Below are 19,018 nucleotides of genomic sequence, written 5' to 3'. Positions count from 1 at the left end.
GAGCAGCACTGCGAACCGCGTTGGCATCGATGCCTGCGCTGCGCCGACGACGGCCAGCCGGTATCTGCCGGGCGCGTTATTGTTTGATAGCACGAGCCTGACGATATCGAGAATGAAGACTGATGAGGCCAAGCGGATCCTCGAGACCGCCTTGCTGTGCGCGCGCGAGCCGATGACGCTGCACGGCATGAAGAAGCTGTTTGCCGACGTCGACGCCAACGGGCGCGTGCTCGGCATCGGCGTCGGGGGCGACACCATCAAGCTGCTGCTCGAAGAATTGCGCCACGACTGGCAAGACCGCGGCATCGAGATCGTCAGCCTGGCATCGGGCTGGCGCTTCCAGAGCCGCCCCGAGATGAAACCCTATCTCGACCGCGTCACACCGGAAAAGCCGCCGAAGTATTCGCGGGCCACGCTGGAAACACTGGCGATCATCGCCTACCGCCAGCCGGTCACGCGCGGCGACATCGAGGAAATCCGCGGCGTCGCGGTCAATTCGCAGACGATCAAGATGCTGGAAGACCGCGGCTGGATCGACGTTGTCGGCCACCGCGAAGTGGTCGGCCGGCCGGCCTTGCTGGGCACGACGAGGCAATTCCTCGACGACCTTGGCCTGGCTTCGCTGGGGCAATTGCCTCCGCTAGATAGTATTGCCGACGCCCAGGACGGGCGCAGCCTGGAGGCGCTGGAAGCGGCGCTGCAAGAGAATTTTGACAAGGCCGAGCCGCCAGCGGCCGCCAACGACGAACAAGTTACTTCACCCGTTGAAGTCCCGATACACGACCCGCAACCGGCCTACGGCGTGGACAGGGTCAACAACAACGAAACGAACGATGAATCCAACTGACACCGATGCCACGCCTGCCCAACCGGGCAAGGACGAGGCGGCCAAGCCGAAGCGCCGCACCAAGGCAGCCGCAGCAGCAGCTCCCGCCGCAGCAGCAAGCGAGGCCGCACCGGCGGCCGACAAGCCGAAGCGCCGCGCCAAGGCCGCTGTTGCCGACGCGCCTGCCGGCGCCGAAGCGGCGGCACCAGCGGCCGCGGCCGCGCCAGCGGCAGAATTTGTACCGCCGCGCGTTTCCGTGCGCAAGCCGCGCGCCGCGGCCAAGGCCAAGCCGGCCGAAGCGGCAGCAGCACCTTCAACGGAAGCCGCGCCACAGCCGGCCGCCACGCCAGCCCCGGCCGCTGCCGACATGGCTGGCGCCGATGCACAGGGCCCGCGCAAGCCGCGCGGTCCGCGCCAGATGCGCGAACTGCGCGCCGTGCGCGAAGCACGCCAGCCGGTGCTTGCACCAGTTGAGGCAGCCGACGCGCAGCCTGCCGATGGGCAGCAGCCGCAAGCCCAGGACGAGCAGGGCGGCGAAGTCCGCCGCGAGCCGCGCCACGGTAAAGGCAAGGGCAAGAACGGCAAAGGCGCGCCGCACAGCGGCGCGTCGAATTCTGCGCCGCAATCTGCTGGCCAGGGCGCGCCGCGCAATGCGCAGCCGAACGCGCAGGGCGGCCGTGGCCAGGGCGGTAAACCCGGCGCCAAGGGCAAGCCCGGCGCCAAGCCGAGCGATGCCGACGCCGTGTTCTCCTTCGTTACCTCGGATGCCTTCGACGCCAACGAAGGCGGCCGTGGCCAGCAGGAGAAAGCCGTGCGCCGCGACCTGACCTCGGACGACGACGCGCCGAAGCTGCACAAGGTGCTGGCCGAAGCCGGTCTCGGTTCGCGCCGCGACATGGAAGACCTGATCGTTGCCGGCCGCGTGTCGGTGAATGGCGAGCCGGCCCACATCGGCCAGCGCATCCTGCCGACCGATGCCGTGCGCATCAACGGCAAGCTGATTCATCGCAAGGTCAGCAGCAAGCCGCCGCGCGTGCTGGTCTACCACAAGCCGGCCGGCGAAATCGTCAGCCATGACGATCCGGAAGGCCGTCCATCGGTCTTCGACCGCCTGCCGACCATGAAGGCCGGCAAGTGGCTGGCCGTTGGCCGCCTCGACTTCAACACCGAAGGCCTGCTGCTGTTCACGACCTCGGGTGACCTGGCGAACCGCCTGATGCACCCGCGCTACAACATCGACAGGGAGTACGCCGTGCGTACGCTGGGCGAGCTGGAAGAAGGCATGCGCCAGAAGCTGCTGGCCGGCGTCGAACTCGAAGACGGCCTGGCCAACTTTACAAAAATAGCCGACGGCGGCGGCGAAGGCATCAACAAGTGGTACCGCGTGGTGATCGGCGAAGGCCGCAACCGCGAAGTGCGCCGCATGTTCGAAGCCGTCGGCCTGACCGTCTCGCGCCTGATCCGCACCCGCTACGGCGCCATGACTTTGCCTTCGGGCCTGAAGCGCGGCCGCTGGGAAGAGCTGGAAGAAAACGACGTGCGCAGCTTCATGTCGGCCTTCGGCATCGAGAAGAAGGGTGCCGGCGGCGGCGACAACAAGGGCAAAGGCGGCAAGGGTGGTCCACCGGCCGATCCACGCCGTTCCGACGGCAACCGCATCGACCGTGCCGACGCCAACCGCAACGTCGATCCGTTCGGTCCGCAGGCAGCGCGCGTCGGCGCGCCGCCGCGTGGCGGCCAGGCGCCTGCGGGCCGTGGCCCGGCGGGTGGTGGTGGCGGCAAGGGCCGTGGCGGCAATGCCGGCGGTTTCGGCGGCGGCGCTTCCGGTCGTCCGGGCGGTGGTGGCGGTGGCGGTGCAAGCAGCCGTCCGCGCCAGCCGGACCCGCTGCAGACGACGTTTGGCTTCGGCAATGCCGGCGGCGCCCGTCGCGGCGGTGGTGGTTCGCGCGGCGCCGAGCCGGGTTTGCCGCGTCGCGGACGCCGGGGCTAGGAATGTGGCCGTTGCGTCGTCCGTTTTGCGGATGACGTAACGGTGACGCTGTTCCGGGGTGCCTTGTTTCCGGTCCGCGAGCCCTTGTGTTCCTGATACGACCTGTTTCGACTTTAATATCGTGCGCGGGCGTTGTTCGCTTGCTCATAAAATGGTATGTCGATTGCAGCGTGCCCTTGAATACGTTATAATCTGCAGCCTAATCGAAGTCCTTCCCGAGTATTAATTTGGTGCAAGTGCTTTCATCTGGTTGGGTTGTAAATACAAAAGATGGGCAGATGCCCATTTTTTTTTTGGTAAAACGCTTTAAAGCCCTTGGAGAAGTGTCGTGCAGCAGTTTGATTTGATCGCCAAGACAGTCGGTGGCCTCGGCTATGACCTCGTTGATGTCGAACGCGGCGAGCGCGGTGTGCTGCGCGTGTTTATCGATTTCCCGGCTGCTGTCGCGGAAGAGAAGGGCCTGATTTCCGTCGAGGACTGCGCAATGGTGAGTCGCCAGTTGTCGCACGTGCTGACGGTGGAGAACGTCGATTACGAACGTCTCGAGATTTCGTCGCCCGGGCTGGACCGCCCGGTGCGCACCCTGGCCGATTTCGAGCGCTTCGCCGGCCATGAATGCACGGTGAAGCTGCATGTCGCCATGCCGGGCGCCGCGAACCGGAAGACCTTCACGGGCATCCTGGTCGCGCCGGAAGGCGACAAGATCGGTCTGGAATTTGAAGGCAAAGATGGGCTGGCGTTGTTGGAATTTACGCTGGCCGAATTGGACAAGGCACGTTTGGTGCCGCAGGTGGATTTTAGGAGTCGCAAAGCATGAGTCGCGAAATTTTGTTATTGGTTGATGCGCTTGCGCGCGAAAAAAACGTCGATAAGGAAGTGGTGTTCGGGGCGCTCGAGTTCGCCCTGGCCCAGGCCACCAAAAAACGCTATGAAGGCGAGGTCGACATTCGCGTGAACATCGATCGCGACACGGGCGAGTTCGAAACTTTCCGCCGCTGGCACGTCGTTCCCGATGAAGCCGGCATGCAGTTGCCGGACCAGGAAATCCTGCATTTCGAAGCAAAAGAACAAATTCCCGACATCGAAGTCGACGAATACATCGAAGAGCCGGTTGAATCGGTCGACTTCGGCCGCCGCTTCGCCCAGGACACCAAGCAAGTCGTCCTGCAGCGCGTGCGTGATGCCGAACGCGAGCAGATCCTGCAAGACTTCCTCGAGCGCGGCGACTCTTTAGTCACCGGCACCATCAAGCGCATGGAACGCGGCGACGCGATCGTGGAATCGGGCAAGATCGAAGCGCGCCTGCCGCGCGACCAGATGATCCCGAAAGAGAATCTGCGTATCGGCGACCGCGTCCGTGCTTATATCCTGCGCGTGGACCGCAATATGCGCGGCCCACAGGTGATCCTGTCGCGTACCGCGCCGGAATTCATCATGAAGCTGTTCGAACTGGAAGTGCCGGAAATCGAGCAGGGCCTGCTGGACATTAAGTCCGCTGCCCGCGATGCCGGCGTGCGCGCCAAGATCGCCGTGTTCACCTCGGACAAGCGCATCGACCCGATCGGTACCTGTGTCGGCATGCGCGGTTCGCGCGTCCAGGCCGTGACCGGTGAGCTCGGCGGCGAGCGCGTCGACATCGTGCTGTGGTCGGACGATCCGGCCCAGTTCGTGATCGGCGCCCTGGCGCCGGCGAATGTCTCGTCGATCATGGTCGATGAAGAAAAGCACGCGATGGACGTCGTGGTCGACGAAGAGAACCTGGCAATCGCGATTGGCCGCTCGGGCCAGAACGTGCGCCTGGCGTCGGAACTGACCGGCTGGAAGATCAACATCATGACGGCCGAAGAATCGGCCAACAAGGTGGCCCAGGAAACGGCGTCGATTCGCACGCTGTTCATGGAAAAGCTGGACGTTGACCAGGAAGTGGCCGATATCCTCGTCGAGGAAGGTTTCTCGAGCCTGGAAGAAATCGCCTACGTGCCGATTTCGGAAATGCTGGAAATCGAATCCTTCGACGAAGAGACCGTGAACGAATTGCGTACCCGTGCCCGTGACGCTCTCGTGACCGAGGCGATCGCTTCGGAAGAGGGTCTGGAAGGCATGGAAGAGGAGCTGGTCAACCTCGAAGGCATGGACCGTACGACTGCAGGCAAGCTTGGACTGGCCGGCATCAAGACGGTGGAAGCATTCGCAGGTCTTGCCTACGACGAATTCGGTGCCATCCTGGCCCTGTCGTCGGACCGCGCCCGTGAACTGATCAAGAACGAATTTAATGATGTGACCGACGATGAGATGAAGCTGGTCGACAGTAAATATGATGACCGCGTCAAAGCGCTGCAGGCGAAAGCCTGGAGCCTGGCAGAAACGGCCAAGGCATAATTTGCAAATCTTTATCATCTCCGCGACACATAGAAAAGAGGACTGAATGGCGAGTAACAACGTAGCCCAATTTGCCACCGAACTGAAGATGCCTGCAGATTTGCTGCTGACGCAGCTGCGTTCTGCCGGCGTCGAGAAAAGCTCGACGTCAGATCCCTTGTCAAAGGATGATAAGGACAAGCTGCTCAATCATCTGCGCCGTACCCACGGGGCAGCTGATTCGACCGAGAAGAAAAAGATCACGGTCACCCGCAAGGAAACGAGCGAGATCAAGCAGGCAGATGCATCCGGCAAGTCGCGCACGATCCAGGTGGAAGTACGCAAGAAGCGTACTTTCGTCCAGCGTGACGACGTCGTCGCTACCCCTGCGGCGCCTGCCGCAGCGGTCGTCGACGAAGCCGAAATCGCCCGCCGCGAGGAAGAATCGCGCCGTCATGCCGAGCTCGTCGCTCGCCAGGAAGCGGACCTGCGTGAAAAGCAGGAACGCCTGGCCAAGCTCGAGTCCGAGCGTGCCGAGCAGGCTAAAGCTGCTGAAGACCAGGCCAAGCGCGACGCTGCGGAAGTAGCCAAGCGTGAAGCCGCCGCCACCGCTGCCGCCAGTTCGGCTGCAGGCGAGCAGGCCAAGCAGGCCGTCGCCGACGAAGCGAAGGCGAAAGCCACGGAAGCCGCCAAGGAAGCCGCCGAGCGCGCTGCCGCCACCGAGAAGGCACGCAAGGCCGTCGCCGACGAAGTGGCCCAGATCAAGCTGATGATGGCGCAGCCGCGCCGCGTCATCAAGGCGCCGGAACCAGTTCCAGCACCGGTCGTGGCCAAGCCGGCCGCACCTGCCGGCACGCTGCACAAGCCTGCCGACAAGAAGCCGGCGGACGGTACCGCCAAGCCGGGCGACAAGAAGCCGGGCGACAAGAAGTCGATCAAGTCGGCCAATGTGTCCTCGACCTGGTCGGACGACGCCAAGAAGCGTGGCGCGCCGAGCGGTCCGAAGGGCCGTGGCGGTCCGAGCGCGCCGAGTGGCCGTGACGGCTGGCGCAGCGGTGGCCGTAGTGGTGGCCGTCGATCGTCGCATGACGACCGCGAAACCAACTTCCAGGCGCCGACCGAGGCGATCGTCAAGGACGTCCACGTCCCTGAAACGATCACCGTGGCCGAACTCGCCCACAAGATGTCGGTGAAGGCCTCCGAGGTCATCAAGCAGCTGATGAAGCTGGGCCAGATGTGCACCATTAACCAGGTGCTGGACCAGGAAACCGCGATGATCCTGGTGGAAGAGATGGGCCATAAAGCCTTCGCTGCCGCCGAGGACGATCCGGAAGCGCTGCTGGCCGACCAGGGCGAACACGCCGAGTTCGAGTCGACCTCGCGTGCTCCAGTGGTCACCGTCATGGGTCACGTCGACCATGGTAAAACCTCGCTGCTCGATTACATCCGCCGCGCCAAAGTGGCTGCAGGCGAAGCCGGCGGCATTACCCAGCACATCGGTGCATACCACGTGGACACCCCGCGCGGCATGATCACCTTCCTGGATACCCCGGGTCACGAAGCGTTCACCGCAATGCGTGCCCGTGGCGCCAAGGCGACCGACATCGTCATCCTGGTCGTTGCTGCCGACGACGGCGTGATGCCGCAAACGAAGGAAGCCATTGCTCACGCAAAAGCTGCCGGCGTTCCACTGGTTGTCGCGATCAACAAGATCGACAAGCCGGGTGCGAACACCGACCGCGTGACGCAGGAACTGGTTGCCGAAGGCGTGGTGCCGGAAGAATACGGTGGCGATTCGCCATTCGTGCCGGTGTCCGCCAAGATCGGTACCGGTATCGAGGAGCTGCTGGAGCAGGTGCTGCTGCAGGCCGAAGTGCTGGAACTGAAAGCACCGGTCGGTTCGCCAGCCCGTGGCCTGGTGGTCGAAGCCCGTCTGGACAAGGGCCGTGGCCCGGTCGCGACGATCCTGGTGCAATCGGGTACCCTGCGCCGCGGCGACGTGGTGCTGGCAGGTTCCGCTTATGGCCGCGTTCGTGCAATGCTCGACGAAAACGGCAAGGCGATTTCCGAAGCCGGTCCATCGATCCCGGTCGAGATCCAGGGCCTGACCGAAGTGCCGGTTGCCGGTGAAGAAGTCATGGTCATGGCCGACGAGCGTAAAGCACGTGAAATCGGTCTGTTCCGTCAAGGTAAGTTCCGCGACGTGAAGCTGGCCAAGCAGCAGGCAGCGAAGCTGGAAAACATGTTCGAACAGATGGCCGAGGGCGAGGTCAAGAACCTGCCGCTGATCATCAAGACCGACGTGCAGGGTTCGCAGGAAGCCCTGGTCAACTCGCTCCAGAAGCTGTCGACCTCGGAAGTGCGTGTGCAGGTCGTCCATGCGGCGGTCGGCGGCATCACCGAGTCGGACGTCAACCTGGCAGTGGCATCGAAGGCAGTCATCATCGGCTTCAACGCCCGTGCCGACGCCCAGGGCCGCAAGCTGGCCGAAGCGAACGGCGTGGACATTCGTTACTACAGCATCATTTACGATGCGATCGACGAAATCCGCACCGCACTGTCGGGCATGCTGGCACCGGAGAAGCGCGAAACCATCACCGGCCAGGTCGAGGTTCGCCAGGTCATCCTGGTCTCGAAAGTCGGCGCGATTGCCGGCTGTCTGGTGACCGATGGCGTCGTCAAGCGTACCTCGTCGGTCCGCCTGCTGCGCAACAACATCGTCATCTGGACTGGCGAGATCGACTCGCTCAAGCGCTTCAAGGACGATGTCAAAGAAGTGCGCGCCGGCCTCGAGTGCGGCCTCTCGCTGAAGAACAATAACGAAATCCAGGTTGGCGACGTCCTGGAAGTGTTCGAAGTGACCGAAGTGGCACGTACGCTGTAATCCAAGCGCGAGTAAAAAGCGCCATCCGCCGGGCCCAGTGCCCAGCCGATGGCGTTTTTTTTTACCGTTGGCTGCAGCGCACGGTAGGGTGGGCACTCGTGCCCACGCGGATATCCGCTCGAACGCCCACCGTCGCCCAATCGATGTACCATCGTCAGAAAAACCAAGTTAATTACCATGGCTAAACACAGCAAAACCATCCCCCAGCGCGGCCTGCGCGTCGCCGACCAGATCCAGAAAGACCTGTCGGAACTGATCGCCTTCGAACTGAAGGACCCGCGCGTCGGCATGATCACGCTGACCGAAGTGCAGCTCACGCCCGACTACGCCCACGCCAAGATCTATTTCACCCTGCTCAAAGACAGCAAGGAAGAAGTCAAGCAGACGCTCGAAGGCCTGAACAAGGCCTCCGGCTACCTGCGCAACATGCTCGGCAAGCGCCTGCACATCCACACGCTGCCGGCGCTGCACTTCATGCACGACACCTCGACTTCGCGCGGCATCGAGATGTCGGCACTGATCGACCAGGCCAACGCCGTGCGCGCGGCCGACTTCGACGACGGCAGCGCCGCCGCCGCGCCGGAATCGGATACCGAGCCAAAGTGAACGCACGTCCGCCCAAAAAGCCGCGCGACCTCGTCGACGGCGTGCTCCTGCTCGACAAGCCGGTTGGCCTGTCCTCGAACGACGCCTTGATCCGCGCCAAGCGCGTCATGAACGCGAAGAAGGCCGGCCACACCGGCACGCTCGATCCTTTCGCCACCGGCTTGCTGCCGCTGTGCTTTGGCGAAGCGACCAAGTTCTCGCAAGACCTGCTGGAAGCCGACAAGACCTATGATGCGACGGTACACCTCGGCATCATGACCACCACCGGCGACACCGAAGGCGAAGCCATCGAAACGCTGCCGGTGGACGTGACGATCGAACAGATCGAAGCGGCGCTGGCGCGCTTCCGTGGTCCGATCCTGCAGGTGCCGCCGATGTATTCGGCTTTGAAGCGCGACGGCAAGGCCTTGTACGAATACGCGCGCGCAGGCATCACGCTCGAGCGCGACGCGCGGCCGGTGACGATTCACGGTCTGGAACTGGTCGGATACGAAGCGCCGATGCTGAAAATCCGCGTCACCTGCAGCAAGGGGACCTATGTGCGCGTGCTGGGCGAAGATATCGGCGCGGCCCTGGGCTGCGGCGCCCACCTGAACGCGCTGCGCCGGATCCAGGTCGGCGCCCTCACGGCGGAGACCATGATCTCGCTGGAAGACCTGCAGGCGCATGCCGAACCTTTATCTCTGCTGGCCCCGGTCGATGCCTTGTTGTCGACCTTCCCGGCGGTCGAGCTGACGCCGGAACTGGCGAAGCGCTTCCTGAACGGCCAGCGCCTGGCGCTGGGCAAGGAAGAAGTCATTATGCCGACCGAGCCGGGCAGGGTGCGCGTGTACTGCGAGGGCAAATTGCTGGGAACGGCGAATTTGCAGGAGTATGCGGTGCTGGCGCCGGAGCGCCTGATCGCGTTCACGCAATAAGCTTAGGGCTGAAAAACACGCCAACACAGCGGCACGTTCCGCGTGGGCACGGGGTGCCCACCCTACGGAACTCAGCAAGCTCTTGAAATTGCGGGCCTTTTCCGAAGAAAGCTCACATCCACGTGCTATACTACGCGGTTTCCGAAATTGGCAAGCTCGGACACATCCGTACCATCACGCACATCACGCTGAAAATACATGTCAAATACCAAACGCGCAATTCGTAATATTGCAATCATCGCCCACGTCGACCACGGCAAAACCACCCTCGTGGACATGCTGCTGCGCCAGTCCGGTACCTTCCGTGAGAACCAGGCGGTGGAAACCCGCGTGATGGACTCGAACGACCTCGAAAAAGAACGCGGCATTACCATTCTGTCGAAGAATTGCGCTGTCGAGTACGAAGGCACCCACATCAACATCGTCGACACCCCAGGCCACGCCGACTTCGGCGGCGAAGTCGAGCGCGTGCTGTCGATGGTCGACTCGGTGCTGCTGCTGGTCGATGCACAGGAAGGTCCGATGCCGCAAACGCGCTTCGTGACCCGCAAGGCACTGGCCCTGGGCCTGAAGCCGATCGTCGTCGTCAACAAGGTCGATCGTCCGGGCGCGCGCGCCGAGTGGGCCATCAACCAGACCTTCGAACTGTTCGACAAGCTCGGCGCAACCGATGAGCAGCTCGACTTCCCGGTCGTCTACGCTTCGGGCCTGAACGGCTACGCCGGCCTGACCGAAGACGTCCGCAGCGGCGACATGAAGCCACTGTTCGACGCCATCCTGCAGCACGTTCCTGTCCGTGATGACAATCCGGAAGGCCCGCTGCAGATGCAAATCACCTCGCTCGACTACTCGTCGTACGTGGGCAAGATCGGCATTGGCCGCGTCAACCGCGGTACCGTCAAGACCGGCCAGGACGTCATCGTCATGAACGGCCCTGACGGCGCCCCGATCAAGGGCCGCATCAACCAGGTGCTGAACTTCAAGGGCCTCGAGCGCGTGCTGGTCGACGAAGCCGTCGCCGGCGACATCTGCCTGATCAACGGTATCGACGAAATCGGCATCGGTTCGACCATCTGCGCACCGGACACCCCGGAAGCGCTGCCGATGCTGACCGTCGACGAGCCGACCCTGACTATGAACTTCATGGTCAACAACTCGCCACTGGCTGGCCGCGAAGGCAAGTTCGTCACCAGCCGCCAGCTGCGTGACCGCCTCGACCGCGAACTGAAAGCCAACGTCGCACTGCGCGTGGCTCCTACCGACGACGACACGATCTTCGAAGTCTCGGGCCGCGGCGAACTGCACCTGACGATCCTGATCGAAAACATGCGCCGCGAAGGTTTCGAGCTGGCCGTGTCGCGTCCGCGCGTGGTCTTCAAGATGGTCGATGGCGTGCGCCACGAGCCGTTCGAGAACCTCTCGGTCGACGTCGAAGAAGTCAACCAGGGCGGCGTCATGGAAGAACTGGGCCGCCGCCGTGGCGACCTGCAGAACATGGAATCGGATGGCAAGGGCCGCGTGCGTCTCGAGTACCTGATCCCTGCGCGTGGCCTGATCGGCTTCCAGGGCGAATTCATGACCCTGACCCGCGGTACCGGTTTGATGAGCCACGTGTTCCACGAATACGCGCCTGTCGACAACACCCGCGGTGAAATGGCCGGCCGCCGTAACGGCGTGCTGATCTCGCAGGATGACGGCGCCGCCGTTGCCTACGCCATCTGGAAGCTGCAGGACCGCGGCCGCATGTTCGTGTCGCACAACGATCCGGTGTACGAAGGCATGGTCATCGGCATCCACTCGCGCGACAACGACCTGGTCGTCAACCCGATCAAGGGCAAGCAGCTGACCAACGTGCGTTCGTCGGGTACCGACGAAGCCGTGCGCCTGGTGCCGCCGATCCAGATGTCGCTCGAGTACGCAGTCGAGTTCATCGAGGACGACGAACTGGTCGAGATCACGCCAAAGTCGATCCGCCTGCGCAAGCGCTACCTGAAAGAGCACGAGCGCAAGAAGGCAAACCGCGAGGGCTAATCCAACAGTAAATCAACAAGGCCCGGTGTAACCGGCCTTGTTCAGAAACCGCTGTCACCGCATGCGAATGCGGGCAGCGGTTTTTTTCGTTCCGGCGCCCGGTGCCCGTCTCATCCGTGTGCGGGCATTCGTTCGGGATTGCTAAGATGCCCCCATGCGCATCCTCTGGACCTACCTCAAACCGCACTGGCGCCTGGGCCTGCTGGCCCTGCTCTTCGCCGCCACCGCCCAGATCCTGGCCCTGGTCGACCCGATCATCTTCGGCACCATCATCGACCTCGTGAACGGCCCGCGCCTGCCCGACGCCGAGCTGATGCCGCGCGTGATGCGCCTGCTCGGGATTGCCGTGCTGGTGGCGGTGCTCTCGCGCCTGGCGAAAGCCTTGCAGGAATACGTGACGCGCCTGGTCGTGCAAAAGCTCGGCGTGGCCATCTTCAACGACGGCTTGCGGCATTTATTACGGTTGAAATTCCAGGAGTTCGAAGACCTGCGCAGCGGCGAAATGCTCTCCTTGTTGCAGAAGGTGCGCGCCGACAGCGAGCGCCTGATCAACACCTTCATCAATACGGCCTTTGCGGCCCTGGTCGGCGTCACCTTCCTGGCCTGGTATGCGATCAACAAGCACTGGCTGCTGGTGCCCGTGTTCCTGGTGGGAGTAGTCGTGCTGGGCGGGCTCACGGGTTTGCTGAGCCGCGAGATCAAGACCCAGCAGCGCTCGATTACACGCGAGACGAACCGCAACTCCGGCTTCATCACCGAGTCGCTGCGCAATATCGAACTGATTAAAAGCCTGGGGCTGACCTTTCCGGAGATCCGACGCCTGCGCAGCCAGACCGACGCCATCTTCGCGCTCGAGATGGAAAAGGTAAAGCGGATCCGGCTGCTCTCCTTCCTGCAAGGTTCGACGCTGAGTTTATTGAAGCTGGCGATCCTGTTTGCGCTCTTGTGGCTGATTTTCCGCGACGTGCTCACAACGGGTGAACTGATCGCGATGCAGTTCATTTCGGTGTCGATCTTCGCGCCGCTGCAGGAGCTGGGCAACATCATTCTCGCGCACCGCGAAGCCGAGGCGTCGCTCCTGAACTTCAAGACGCTGATGGACAAGCCGGTGGAGCGGCGCCCGCCTGATCCGGTCGAGATCGGGCCGCTGACCGAATTGAAATTCGATGAGGTACGCTTTCGCCACAAGGGGGCGCAGGAGGATGCGCTGGGCGGCGTTTCGTTCTCGGCCACGCTGGGACAGACGATCGCCTTCGTCGGGCCTTCCGGCTCGGGCAAGTCGACGCTGGTAAAACTGCTGGTGGGCCTGTACACGCCGAACGCGGGGGAGGTCTCGTACAACGGCGTGCGCACGACCGACCTGCGCTACAACCGGGTGCGGCGCCAGATCGGGTTCGTGACGCAGGAAACCTACCTGTTCGCGGGGACGATACGCGAGAACATCCGCTTCGTAAAAACGGACGCGACCGATGAGGAAATTGTGGCGGCCATGGAGAAGGCGTCCTGCGCCTATCTGCTCGAGCGTTCGCCCGAAGGGCTGGACACGGTCATCGGCGAGCGCGGGATGAAACTCTCGGGCGGGGAGAAGCAGCGCCTGTCGATCGCGCGCGCGCTGGTGCGCGAACCGGCGCTGCTGATTTTCGACGAGGCCACGTCGGCGCTCGATTCGATCACCGAGGAGCAGATCACGAACACGGTACGCGAGATCTCACGGCGGGCGGCGCAGATGACGATCCTGATCGCGCACCGGCTCTCGACCGTGATGCATGCCGATACGATTTTTGTGCTGGAAAAGGGTGTGATCGTCGAGAGCGGGACGCATGCGCAGCTGCTCGAGGTGAGGGGATTGTATTACGCGATGTGGCGCCAGCAGATCGGGGAGCGGCCGGCGCCTGCCGGCGTTGACGCCTAGCGTATCCCGAGCAGTGCCAACACGCGCTCGCGGCTCACGCCCACCAGCGCCGAGGTAATCGCCAGCAGCGACTCGTAATCGTGGCTCGCCGCCGTCGAAGCGAAATCCTGCGCGCCGAGCGCGAGATCCTCGGCTGTCAGTTCCGATTGCGCCGCGCGCAGCGTGGCCGCGCTCAGGGCCGCGCTGGCGGCGTCCTGCGAGCGGCGCACGCGTTCCAGGGCCTGCACGACTTCGCGCAGGCTCTGGCGCAATGCGTCGGCGTTGCCGCTGCCGACGTCCTGGAGGTTGACCTGGGGCGCGACGGTCTCGGTGGCCACACGTCCGCGGCCCGAGATGGCGATGCTGTCGCGCACCTGCGGCCAGTTCGCTTCCGGCGTCATGAATTCGATACGGCCCTGGTTGTCGAGGCCGGCGCGCACGTTGACCGGCGCCAGGGTGCGGTCCAGGCGCGCAGCGATCTGTTCCTGCGTCATGTCCGCTTCGAAGGCAGCCGACAGCTGCGGGCCGCCGGCGCCGCCGACCGAGAAGGCCAGCGACACGGGCGCGGCCGCCTGCAGCATGGCGGTGTCGAGGCCCGTGATGCGAAAGCGCTGCTGCGCCGGTATGCCGTCGGAGAAGGACAGCTGGGCGTCGACCGAGCCGCCGGCCTGGGCGCCGCGCGCGGCAATGGTCGCGCCGAGCTGGCGGGCACGCGCCTCGAGGTCGCGCGCGCCGCTCTTCATGCCGGCGATCTTGGCCGAGAGGGCCGCCTTCACCGATTCGAGCTGGGAGGCGACCTGGTTCAGGTAGTCGCGCGCCTGCTGGGCGCTGGCGACGTCGCTTTGCAGGCGCGTGTCCCAGTTGCCCTGGTTGCGGCGCAGTGCCGTGTGGGGCGCGGGGCGCACCGACTGGCGTATGCCGACGGCGTCGGGCTCTTGCTGGGGCTGGGCGCGCACCAGCGCCGGCGCGCTTTTTGCGGCGCCGGTGTTGACCGTTGTGTTGACTGGAAGCGGGGCGGGGGCGGTGCGCAGGGTGGTGTTCATCGATTACAGTGCGGAGAACAGGGACAGGGTGCCGATCCGGCCGTATGCCTTGTAGGTGGCTTGCAGGGCAGTCGAGTAGCCATTGAGTTCGGTCGCGGCCTTGCCCATGTCGAGCTGGCCGATGTCCGTGATGGCCATCTGGTTCGAGAGGCTGACGTTACCATGATTCGTGTCGAGCGTGTCGAGGATGTTCTGCTTGCCGCCGAGGACGGCGATCTTGCTCGTCACCATGTTCAGCGCCCCGTCGAAACCGACCAGGTTCGCTTCCAGCACCGTGCGGGTGGCGGGGTCGTTGACGTTCAGGGCAGGGTCGGCCAGCTTGGCGATGGTCGCGTCGAGGCGGTTGAGCAGCTGCTCCATGCCCTTCATGTTGTCGTTCGCGACCTGGGTCAGGCCATTGCCGACTACGACGCGCTGCTCGTTGGTGTTGCCGGCGTAGCTGTAGCGCGCGCCCACGGCGGCGGTCGCGTCATAGGCAATCGGCGCGGTCGAGGTCTTGGTGCCCGAGAAGACGTAGCGGCCTTCCTGGTCGACGGTATTGGCGCTGAACAGCAGGCTGTCGCGCAATGCCTGGAGCGGGCTGGCCATTGCCTGCAGGTCGGCCGGCGTGTTGCTGCCGTCGAGTGCCCAGACGAGCAGGTCGCGGCCGGCGACGATGTCGTTGACCATGCCGCCGAGGTAGCCTTCGTTTTTCGACAGGCGGATCTTGATCGACGCGATGTTGTCGCGGTACTGGGTAATCGCGGCTTCCTCGCGCTGCAGGCGCGACAGGCGCACGTTGTCGACCGGGTCGTCCGACGGCACCTGGATGCGTTTGCCGGTGGCCATTTGCTGGGTCAGCTTGCTGAGGCGCTCCTGGTTCAGCTGGAGCGACTGGTTCATGTTCGACTGGTACTGGGCGGTAGCGATGCGCATGATTCTTCCTTAACCCATCATCGCCAGCGTGGCGTCGAACAGGGAATTGGCGACCGACATGACTTTCATGTTGGCCTGGTACATGTTCTGGTATTCGACGAGATTGACGGCTTCCTCGTCCTGGTTCACGCCGCTGGTGGCCTGCCAGTCTTCGACCGCGTGGCTGCGCATGGTCTGGGCGGTGGCCAGGGCCGCCTGGTTCTGCTGGCTGACGACGCCGAGTTTGCCGACCAGCTGGGTGTCGGCGTCGGAGATCAGCACGTTGCCCAGGCCGGTGACGTTGATCGTCTGGCCATTGATGCCCACCAGTTTGAGCAGGTTGCCCGTGTCGCCCTGGGTGCCGTCGCTGGAAAACGCCAGGTCCGTCGGTTCGAAGTTGGCGGCGACGTTGAGCATGTTGGTCGCGCCCGCCGTGAAGGTGAACAGCGCTTTGCCGGCCGTGCCGTCCATCGCGTAGCCGGCCGTCAGCTGGGTGTTGACCTTCTCGGACAGCTGGCGTGCGATGTCTTCGGTCCCTTTTTGCATCGGGCGCAGCACGTCCTGTTCGTAGACGGTCAGGCCACCGAGCTGGCCGCCGAGTTTCGCGGCATCGAGGCCGAAGGTGGTCGAGGCGAAGGTGAGCGAGAAGGTCTGGGCGCCGACGCCGCCGATGGCCTTCAGGTCGCCGGCGACGTTGCCGATCACGAGGGCCTGGCCGGTTTTCAGCGAAACGTCGCGCACGCCGCCCGGCTGGTCCGACACTTCCAGCGCCATCTGGCCGCTCAGTTCGTCGATCGCCAGGTCGCGCGCGTCGATCAGGGCCGAGGCCGGCGCGCCGACCGCGTTCGCTTGCGTGATGCGGGCGTTCAGGGCGGCGATCTTGTCGATGTTGGTGTTGGCCGAGTCCACGATGGCGCTACGCTGCTGGCTGACCGACTGCTGCTGGGCGTTGTAGACGTTGTTGAGGCTGTTGAAGCGCTGGGCCAGCAGGTTTGACGCGGTGAGCACTTGCTGGCGCAGCGGGGTCGAGGTGGCGTTGTCGCCGGCGACCGCGTTGAGCGAGGAAAAGAACTGGTCGACCGCGCTCGATAAGCTGGCCGTATCGTCGCCCATCACGCGTTCGAGCTGGGTCAGGTAGGGCTGGGTCTGCGAATACTGGCCGGTTTCGGCCGCCGCGCGCCACATTTGCTGGCTTTTATAGCCATCCGAGAAGCGCAGCAGCGAGCTGACCTGCACGCCATTGCCCACGGCCTTGCCGCTGTTGTCGGCACCGACGGCCGACAGCAGCGCGGCCTGGCGCGTATAGCCCTTGGTCTGCAGGTTGGCGATGTTCTGGCTGGTGGCCGACAGCGCCATCTGCGAAGCAAGCGCGCCCGACAGGGCGTTGGTCATGATGGTCATGGAGATCTTTCTCGAGAAACTAGGGGCCTATACTGAACAGGCGACCAGTTACCAGCAATTATTAAGTGTTGCCGGGAGTAATTTTTGCGGGCAGCAGCTGGCGCAGGATTGCGTCCGCCACGCCAAAGGCACGCTGGCCGGCCATCTGCTTGGAGAAGAGACCGTCGGCCATGTCCTGCATGTCCTGGTTGACCTTGTCCTTGAAGACGCTGTCTTCGTCGGCCATTTCGCGCGTGGTCGAGCGCATGTCCTTCAACATCTGCGAGATGAAGAAGCTTTCGAACTCGACCGCGGCCTTGGTCGCCTGGGCCACGTGGGCGGCATCAAGCGCGGCGGGCGACACCGCATCCGGTTTCAGGACGCCGGGCTGGGCGAGGAAAGGGTTCAGGGGCGTGGCGCGGTCCATCAGATCACCACCAGTTCGCCTTCGATGGCGCCGGCCTGGTCGAGGGCCTGCAGGATCGCCATGATGTCGTCGGGCGAGGCGCCCAGGCTGTTGACCACGTCGATGATCGTTTGCAGCTTGGCGCCCGGCGGCCACTTGAACATCTGGCCCGAACCCTGCTGCACCGACAATTGCGACTGCGGCGTGACGGCGGTCTGGCCGCGCGAGAGGGGGCCGGGCTGGCTGACGTTCGAGCTTTCGGAGATGACGACCTTCAGCGCGCCATGGGTGACGGCGGCCGATTTCACGCGCAGGCCGTCGGCGATGACGACGGTGCCGGTACGCGAATTGAAGACGACTTTCGGCACTTCGATGCCCGATTCGACCACCAGGGCTGACAGCTTGGCGACAAAGGCCACGCGCTCGGTCGGATTGCTCGGGGCGATGACTTCGACGCTGGTGCCGTCGGCGGTGGTCGCGACCTGGCCGAAACGGCGGTTGATCGCTTCGACCACATTGGTGGCGGTTTCGAAATGCGGGTGGCGCAGGCGCAGCAGCACTTGCGGGCGGGTCGAAAAATCGGTGGCGATTTCGCGCTCGATCATGGCGCCGTTCGGGATGCGGCCGGTGGTCGGGGTGTTTACCGTGACCGAGGAGCCGCTCTTGCCGGTAGCCGACAGGCCGCCGACCACCAGGTTGCCCTGGGCCAGCGCGTAGACTTCGTTGTCGGCCGCGCGCATCTGGGTCATGAGGAGGGTACCGCCGCGCAGGCTTTTGGCGTCGCCCAGCGACGAGACGGTGACGTCGATCGCCTGGCCGCGGCGGTAGCCTGGCGGGAAGACGGCCGAGATCATCACGGCGGCGACGTTCTTGTTCTTGGCGTCCTGGCCTTCAGGCAGCTTGACGCCGAACTGCTTCAACATGTTCAGGACCGACTGGCTGGCGAACTTGACCTGGGTCGAGTCGCCGGAACCGTTCAGGCCCACCACCAGGCCGTAACCGACCAGGGGATTTTCGCGCACACCCTCGATGCTGACCAGATTGCGCAGCGCCTGCGCGGCCTGCGCGGGCACGGCCGCGGCAAGACCGAGCGCGGCGGCAAATATGATACGGGAAACGAGGGCAGTGCTTCGAAACTGAATCATGTTCTTCCTAGATTAGAACGGCATGAACGGGCCCGTAAAGAAACGGGTCAGCCAGCCTGGCGAGTTGGCATCGGCCAGCACGCCTTTCGCCGAATAGGCGATGCGGGCATTGGCCACGCGCAGCGACGACACCTGGTTGTCGGCGTCCACATCGGCGGCGCGTATATAACCCTTCAACCGGACGAATTCCTCGCCCTGGTTCAGGGTCATGTTCTTTTCGCCAGCCACACGCAGCAGGCCATTCGGCAGCACTTCCTGCACGATCACGGTCAGCGCGCCGGACAGGGCGTTTTGCTGGGTGCTGGTCGAATCGCCCGTGAAGCTGCGGTCGGCCGAGACGTCGATCGCGGTCTTGGCAAAGGTCTTGCCGAGCATGCCCAGCGGCGAAACACCCACCGACGAGCCCTTGCTGAAACTGGTCCCGGCACGCTTGCTGGCCTGGGTGGTCTCCTGCAGGATCACGGTGACCACGTCGCCGACGCGGTAAGCGCGCGCATCCGAAGTCAGCGACAGCGCATCGCTGCTGAACACGCCGCCCGAAACGCCGCGCTGCACGTTGCGGGTCACCGGCACGGCATCTTCATCCGGCGCTGCCGCGATTGGCGCGCGCGAGGCGCAGCCAACCAGCAACAAGGCCATGATAGTTG

15 protein-coding genes are annotated in these 19,018 nt (G+C 64.0%); 9 read left to right on the top strand and 6 right to left on the bottom strand.

Going from position 1 to position 19,018, the window contains the following annotated elements; translation table 11 throughout:
* Positions 1-112 precede the first annotated feature (112 nt).
* The 9 genes from scpB to NMB41_RS18795 all read left to right on the top strand — a co-directional run bounded on the left by scpB (position 113) and on the right by NMB41_RS18795 (position 13,524).
* Positions 113-847 carry an SMC-Scp complex subunit ScpB gene (gene scpB, locus NMB41_RS18835; protein WP_494379328.1) on the top strand — a complete coding sequence of 245 codons (735 nt, stop codon included), beginning with the start codon at positions 113-115 and terminating at the stop codon, positions 845-847.
* A complete protein-coding gene (gene rluB / locus NMB41_RS18830) occupies positions 834-2,816 on the top strand; it encodes a 23S rRNA pseudouridine(2605) synthase RluB (protein WP_494379327.1) in 1,983 nt (660 codons plus the stop codon). Before scpB ends, rluB begins: the two co-directional genes overlap by 14 nt.
* Before the next feature lie 328 nt (positions 2,817-3,144).
* On the top strand, positions 3,145-3,633 hold the full coding sequence (gene rimP, locus NMB41_RS18825) for a ribosome maturation factor RimP (protein WP_435759021.1): 489 nt from the start codon (positions 3,145-3,147) through the stop codon (positions 3,631-3,633).
* On the top strand, positions 3,630-5,195 hold the full coding sequence (nusA, locus tag NMB41_RS18820) for a transcription termination factor NusA (RefSeq protein ID WP_494379326.1): 1,566 nt from the start codon (positions 3,630-3,632) through the stop codon (positions 5,193-5,195). Before rimP ends, nusA begins: the two co-directional genes overlap by 4 nt.
* A gap of 46 nt (positions 5,196-5,241) precedes the next feature.
* Positions 5,242-8,058: a translation initiation factor IF-2 gene (gene infB / locus NMB41_RS18815; protein ID WP_494379325.1), complete on the top strand. Its 2,817-nt coding sequence runs from the start codon at positions 5,242-5,244 to the stop codon at positions 8,056-8,058.
* A gap of 177 nt (positions 8,059-8,235) precedes the next feature.
* Positions 8,236-8,664: a 30S ribosome-binding factor RbfA gene (rbfA, locus tag NMB41_RS18810; RefSeq protein ID WP_494379324.1), complete on the top strand. Its 429-nt coding sequence runs from the start codon at positions 8,236-8,238 to the stop codon at positions 8,662-8,664.
* Positions 8,661-9,581: a tRNA pseudouridine(55) synthase TruB gene (gene truB, locus NMB41_RS18805; RefSeq protein WP_494379323.1), complete on the top strand. Its 921-nt coding sequence runs from the start codon at positions 8,661-8,663 to the stop codon at positions 9,579-9,581. The genes rbfA and truB overlap by 4 nt, the downstream gene beginning before the upstream one ends.
* A 198-nt stretch (positions 9,582-9,779) precedes the next feature.
* On the top strand, positions 9,780-11,612 hold the full coding sequence (gene typA, locus NMB41_RS18800; RefSeq protein ID WP_494379322.1) for a translational GTPase TypA: 1,833 nt from the start codon (positions 9,780-9,782) through the stop codon (positions 11,610-11,612).
* A 154-nt stretch (positions 11,613-11,766) separates the two neighbouring features.
* Positions 11,767-13,524, top strand: a complete 1,758-nt coding sequence (locus NMB41_RS18795; protein WP_494379321.1) for an ABC transporter ATP-binding protein — start codon at positions 11,767-11,769, stop codon at positions 13,522-13,524.
* Here NMB41_RS18795 and NMB41_RS18790 read toward each other — a convergent pair.
* The 6 genes from NMB41_RS18790 to flgH all read right to left on the bottom strand — a co-directional run bounded on the left by NMB41_RS18790 (position 13,521) and on the right by flgH (position 19,010).
* Positions 13,521-14,546 (bottom strand): hypothetical protein, encoded by a 1,026-nt coding sequence (locus NMB41_RS18790; RefSeq protein WP_494379320.1) that lies wholly within the window; start codon positions 14,544-14,546, stop codon positions 13,521-13,523. The genes NMB41_RS18795 and NMB41_RS18790 overlap by 4 nt on opposite strands.
* Positions 14,547-14,549: 3 nt before the next feature.
* Complete coding sequence (gene flgL, locus NMB41_RS18785; RefSeq protein ID WP_494379319.1) at positions 14,550-15,461, bottom strand: flagellar hook-associated protein FlgL; 912 nt, start codon at positions 15,459-15,461, stop codon at positions 14,550-14,552.
* A gap of 9 nt (positions 15,462-15,470) precedes the next feature.
* Positions 15,471-16,841, bottom strand: coding sequence for a flagellar hook-associated protein FlgK (flgK, locus tag NMB41_RS18780; protein WP_494379318.1), 1,371 nt, complete (start codon positions 16,839-16,841; stop codon positions 15,471-15,473).
* A gap of 61 nt (positions 16,842-16,902) precedes the next feature.
* The gene (locus tag NMB41_RS18775) at positions 16,903-17,247 is read right to left on the bottom strand and encodes a rod-binding protein (protein ID WP_494379317.1); all 345 of its coding nucleotides are present in this window, start codon (positions 17,245-17,247) and stop codon (positions 16,903-16,905) included.
* The gene (locus tag NMB41_RS18770) at positions 17,247-18,371 is read right to left on the bottom strand and encodes a flagellar basal body P-ring protein FlgI (protein WP_494379316.1); all 1,125 of its coding nucleotides are present in this window, start codon (positions 18,369-18,371) and stop codon (positions 17,247-17,249) included. The genes NMB41_RS18775 and NMB41_RS18770 overlap by 1 nt, the downstream gene beginning before the upstream one ends.
* Before the next feature lie 12 nt (positions 18,372-18,383).
* Positions 18,384-19,010: a flagellar basal body L-ring protein FlgH gene (flgH, locus tag NMB41_RS18765; RefSeq protein WP_494379315.1), complete on the bottom strand. Its 627-nt coding sequence runs from the start codon at positions 19,008-19,010 to the stop codon at positions 18,384-18,386.
* Positions 19,011-19,018: the final 8 nt, after the last annotated feature.

The organism is Massilia sp. FBCC-B171, from assembly GCF_059134155.1.
Note: the sequence above shows the minus strand (reverse complement) of the source record. Positions and strands in the feature narration are given on the sequence as shown.

Bases quoted from the DNA above. Each gene is read 5' to 3' on its own strand.
- scpB (WP_494379328.1), top strand. From the start codon at position 113: ATGAAGACTGATGAGGCCAAGCGGATCCTCGAGACCGCCTTGCTGTGC.
- rluB (WP_494379327.1), top strand. From the start codon at position 834: ATGAATCCAACTGACACCGATGCCACGCCTGCCCAACCGGGCAAGGAC.
- nusA (WP_494379326.1), top strand. From the start codon at position 3,630: ATGAGTCGCGAAATTTTGTTATTGGTTGATGCGCTTGCGCGCGAAAAA.
- infB (WP_494379325.1), top strand. From the start codon at position 5,242: ATGGCGAGTAACAACGTAGCCCAATTTGCCACCGAACTGAAGATGCCT.
- rbfA (WP_494379324.1), top strand. From the start codon at position 8,236: ATGGCTAAACACAGCAAAACCATCCCCCAGCGCGGCCTGCGCGTCGCC.
- typA (WP_494379322.1), top strand. From the start codon at position 9,780: ATGTCAAATACCAAACGCGCAATTCGTAATATTGCAATCATCGCCCAC.
- NMB41_RS18795 (WP_494379321.1), top strand. From the start codon at position 11,767: ATGCGCATCCTCTGGACCTACCTCAAACCGCACTGGCGCCTGGGCCTG.
- NMB41_RS18790 (WP_494379320.1), bottom strand. From the start codon at position 14,546: ATGAACACCACCCTGCGCACCGCCCCCGCCCCGCTTCCAGTCAACACA.
- flgL (WP_494379319.1), bottom strand. From the start codon at position 15,461: ATGCGCATCGCTACCGCCCAGTACCAGTCGAACATGAACCAGTCGCTC.
- flgK (WP_494379318.1), bottom strand. From the start codon at position 16,841: ATGACCATCATGACCAACGCCCTGTCGGGCGCGCTTGCTTCGCAGATG.
- NMB41_RS18775 (WP_494379317.1), bottom strand. From the start codon at position 17,247: ATGGACCGCGCCACGCCCCTGAACCCTTTCCTCGCCCAGCCCGGCGTC.
- NMB41_RS18770 (WP_494379316.1), bottom strand. From the start codon at position 18,371: ATGATTCAGTTTCGAAGCACTGCCCTCGTTTCCCGTATCATATTTGCC.
- flgH (WP_494379315.1), bottom strand. From the start codon at position 19,010: ATGGCCTTGTTGCTGGTTGGCTGCGCCTCGCGCGCGCCAATCGCGGCA.